The sequence below is a fragment of the Eisenbergiella porci genome, from assembly GCF_009696275.1.
Classification (GTDB): domain Bacteria; phylum Bacillota; class Clostridia; order Lachnospirales; family Lachnospiraceae; genus Eisenbergiella; species Eisenbergiella porci.
This window is the reverse complement of sequence record NZ_VUMI01000122.1, coordinates 1-3,194: the sequence shown is the minus strand read 5'-3', so window position 1 is coordinate 3,194 and position 3,194 is coordinate 1. Positions and strand designations below refer to the sequence as shown.

Annotated in this window: 5 protein-coding genes and 1 pseudogene; 4 read left to right on the top strand and 2 right to left on the bottom strand. The window is 35.7% G+C overall.

Annotation, left to right across the window (positions count from 1 at the left end; genetic code table 11):
* Positions 1 to 64: 64 nt before the first annotated feature.
* Positions 65 to 592: a Rha family transcriptional regulator gene (locus FYJ45_RS31300; protein ID WP_235931066.1), complete on the bottom strand. Its 528-nt coding sequence runs from the start codon at positions 590 to 592 to the stop codon at positions 65 to 67.
* Positions 593 to 684: 92 nt separating this feature from the next.
* Here FYJ45_RS31300 and FYJ45_RS29000 point away from each other — a divergent pair, with 92 nt between their 5' ends.
* The gene (locus FYJ45_RS29000) at positions 685 to 993 is read left to right on the top strand and encodes a hypothetical protein (RefSeq protein WP_154468397.1); all 309 of its coding nucleotides are present in this window, start codon (positions 685 to 687) and stop codon (positions 991 to 993) included.
* A gap of 285 nt (positions 994 to 1,278) precedes the next feature.
* On the opposite strand, the gene FYJ45_RS32950 is transcribed toward FYJ45_RS29000, so the two are convergent.
* Positions 1,279 to 1,467, bottom strand: coding sequence for a helix-turn-helix domain-containing protein (locus tag FYJ45_RS32950; RefSeq protein ID WP_321170348.1), 189 nt, complete (start codon positions 1,465 to 1,467; stop codon positions 1,279 to 1,281).
* A 223-nt stretch (positions 1,468 to 1,690) separates the two neighbouring features.
* Here FYJ45_RS32950 and FYJ45_RS28990 point away from each other — a divergent pair, with 223 nt between their 5' ends.
* From FYJ45_RS28990 to FYJ45_RS28980, 3 genes and pseudogenes are all read left to right on the top strand, one after another.
* Positions 1,691 to 2,116, top strand: coding sequence for a helix-turn-helix domain-containing protein (locus FYJ45_RS28990; protein WP_154468396.1), 426 nt, complete (start codon positions 1,691 to 1,693; stop codon positions 2,114 to 2,116).
* An 11-nt stretch (positions 2,117 to 2,127) separates the two neighbouring features.
* Positions 2,128 to 2,571: an ImmA/IrrE family metallo-endopeptidase gene (locus FYJ45_RS28985; protein ID WP_154468395.1), complete on the top strand. Its 444-nt coding sequence runs from the start codon at positions 2,128 to 2,130 to the stop codon at positions 2,569 to 2,571.
* A gap of 115 nt (positions 2,572 to 2,686) precedes the next feature.
* A pseudogene (locus FYJ45_RS28980) lies at positions 2,687 to 3,194 on the top strand (hypothetical protein); the annotation flags it as partial.

Genomic DNA, 3,194 nt, shown 5'->3' with positions numbered 1-3,194 from the left:
TTTGACATGTTATCACCACATTTCTTTTATGATTTTTTATAGGCCACAGTCTGTAGAATAACCGTTATTTCAAAAAGTCTGACAGTTCAGCTTGTTCATACTCCGGTATAACGATAAAATCAGAAGGGAGAGAAAGGCCGCTCTGTTTAAATAATGAATCCAGCACCACGGCAACTTTGTAAGGCTTGGCACCCTGGTCCCGCATGGCACTCCTAATCAAATTACCCGTGCTGGCAATACCTTTGAGAGTGGCAGCATCAATATGATAATTGATTGTGTTATTCTCCATTTCATAGAAACGCTTCACATACCTGGCTGTAAACAGCACACCCTTTTCTCCGGTTGACTTATTTGCCAGAAAATCACAACCAAGTTTTGTGACCTCATAGCATTTGTTCTCTTTTCCGCTGGCATCCTGATATGCAGAAGGGATAAAATAATCACTCACAGCCATTTGGCTTTCAGTCATAATGGTTATATATCCCTTCCTGTCTTTACGACCATCCAGTTTCCTTAAAATATCGTTGTGTGATACTTCCATCATTTCTGCCACTTCCAAAGTAGTAATTGTTGACTTTCTTAAATCATTCATAAACTATCCTCCTTGTAAATTTTTTACATTTCTCATATACTTTAGGTACAGGCCATTGCAGCGGCTGAGTATTCAGAAAGAAATAAAAAAATATGATACCTGATTTAACATCCCCTATAAATTCGATAATGCGCTCTTCTCTTGAGTTAAATAATTTTGAAAAGCAACTTGATAGAGACTTACAATCTGAGCAGCTTGATGCTATTAAATCTATTGCTGAAAGTGCTGAATCTCAGGCATTTGCTGCAAACAAAGAAGTTGAAATTCTGAAAAAACAACTACACCTAGCTCAAAAAGAAGCTGCTGATGCAAAGAAAGATGCAATGTTTTCAAAAGTTATGGCCATCCTTGCTTTTGCTGTGAGCATCTGTGCTGTCATTGCGCCATTAATATTCGGATAATTAAACTTACGATGCTTAGAATTAACGCAATAACTGACAGCACCTTTGTCTGCCGGTTTCTTTTTCGTACTAAGCGGTAATCATCCATTAATGCATCAAAATCAAATTTTGAGATTCCGTCTTCCACGTACCTCCCGTCCGACCAGATTTCCGTACCATACTCACTTATATCCAGTCTCAGTTTGGGACTATGTTCGCATACCTTCATACTCTCTTTTCCTCCTTGCGTTATTAACCACACATCAGTTGCAAAAGTCCTATTTATAGGACAGGCTTTTTGCTATGCTACTCAATGAAATAAGTGATTGGCACGTCAAAGTAGTCAGCAATAATTTTTAGCTTATTAAGCTTTGGGGTGCTTCTTCCACATTTCCAATCTGAAAATGTAGAATTGGAAATGTGTGTATCTTTTGCGACTTGATAAGTAGTTTTGTTGTTTTTTACCAATAACTCAAGAAATTTTTCGTACAACATTTTTCTCCTTTCTAGTTCTAAAATCATAAATATTTATTGCAACTATTTCGGAAATGTGATATAAATAAATCAACCACAATTTAATTATTCACACTCCAGAAATTCAGTAATGAAACCGGGTTATTTCTGATTTCATAACTGCTATATTGCAATATTAGCACTGATATCATAAATAGTCAAGTGTTTTATTTCTGATTTCATAAATATTTTGAAAGAGGTAATTATGTACGAGATATTTTTGAAATTGTTAGAAGAACACCACGTAACCGCTTATAAAGTAGGTAAAGAAACAGGTATAGGCGCTTCCACTTTTTCTGACTGGAAAAGTGGAAGGAGTCAACCCAAAAAAGAAAAACTGCAGAAAATAGCGGATTATTTTGGTGTCAGTATTGATTATTTAATGGCAGGAAAAGAAGATGCTAAAGAGAAAGAAGTTATTCTCACATCAAAAGATGAGCGCGATATCGCAAGAGATTTAGACAGAATTATGAATGAAATTCAGAAAGGAGAAGACTCCCCTCTGTACTATAACGGGGTAGAGATCGATAATGCATCCCTTAACTTACTCCAAAACGCTATCGAATTTGCTTTACGAGAAACTAAAAAGGAAAATAAGGTTAAATATAACCCTCATAAGAATAAAAAGTAGGTGAGGATATTTTGGAAATATTTACACAAAGAATAAAGCGGTTGGTAAATTATTATGTAAAACTCACTGGAACTCGTGATCCAGCAAATATTGCGCGTTTCCTCGGAATCACCATAGCGATTCTTCCTCTCGGGAATATTTCGGGAAATTACAAACTGATTAATCGGAAGCGATGGATATTTATTAATGAAGATATCCCTGTAGATAGTACATTTTTTAAAATAGTGCTTGCGCATGAATTAGGGCATGCAATATTTCATCGCAAAGAAAATTGCGCATTCATAAAAAATCGGACTCTTTTATTGACCAGTGGTATTGAAAAAGAAGCCAACATATTTGCTGCTTATCTTCTATTATCAAATGAGTTGTTACAAGAGTATTCTAACTTTACAAAAGAACAACTATGTCAAACTACAGGATATCCGCAGGAATTGCTTGAATTGAGGTTGAAATAGCCAACAGGCTTTTTAATATAATATCTTTCTCACTGAGGGGGGGCGATACGTGAATACATGAAAATTCGCAACGGCATTACTACCAATAAAAAAATTGACTAAGGGAGAAAATCAAATGAAAAAATCTATTATTCCAGTTTTATTATTAAGCGCTATACTTACCGCATGCAGTTCTTCTACAAGTGCTGAACCAAAGGAGGTTTCTTCTATTTCAGTTAATGCTGAATCTGAAACCACTCAATATAACGAAGAAAGTACAGCTCCTGAGGAAACAATTATTCATGAAAATGAGATAGGCAGCATAGAAGAACAGGTTTTGCTTGATCAGGATGGCTTGAAAGTAACCGCAATGGAAATGATAACAGACTCCCTCTGGGGTGAAGGCATCAAATTATTGATTGAAAATAACACAGAAAAAAATATAGGCTTGGGATGCAATGCATTAATCGTAAACGACTATATGATTTCGGATTTATTCTCATCGACTATTGCTGCCGGGAAAAAGTCTAATGAAAATTTATATTTTTCCTCCTCTGCCCTCGAAGCTGCCGGAATCACAAATATTGGGCAGATAGAAATTTATTTCCATGTATTTGACGGTGATAGCTATGAAACTATAAAGG

Bases quoted from the DNA above. Each gene is read 5' to 3' on its own strand.
- FYJ45_RS31300 (WP_235931066.1), bottom strand. From the start codon at position 592: ATGAATGATTTAAGAAAGTCAACAATTACTACTTTGGAAGTGGCAGAA.
- FYJ45_RS29000 (WP_154468397.1), top strand. From the start codon at position 685: ATGATACCTGATTTAACATCCCCTATAAATTCGATAATGCGCTCTTCT.
- FYJ45_RS32950 (WP_321170348.1), bottom strand. From the start codon at position 1,467: ATGTTGTACGAAAAATTTCTTGAGTTATTGGTAAAAAACAACAAAACT.
- FYJ45_RS28990 (WP_154468396.1), top strand. From the start codon at position 1,691: ATGTACGAGATATTTTTGAAATTGTTAGAAGAACACCACGTAACCGCT.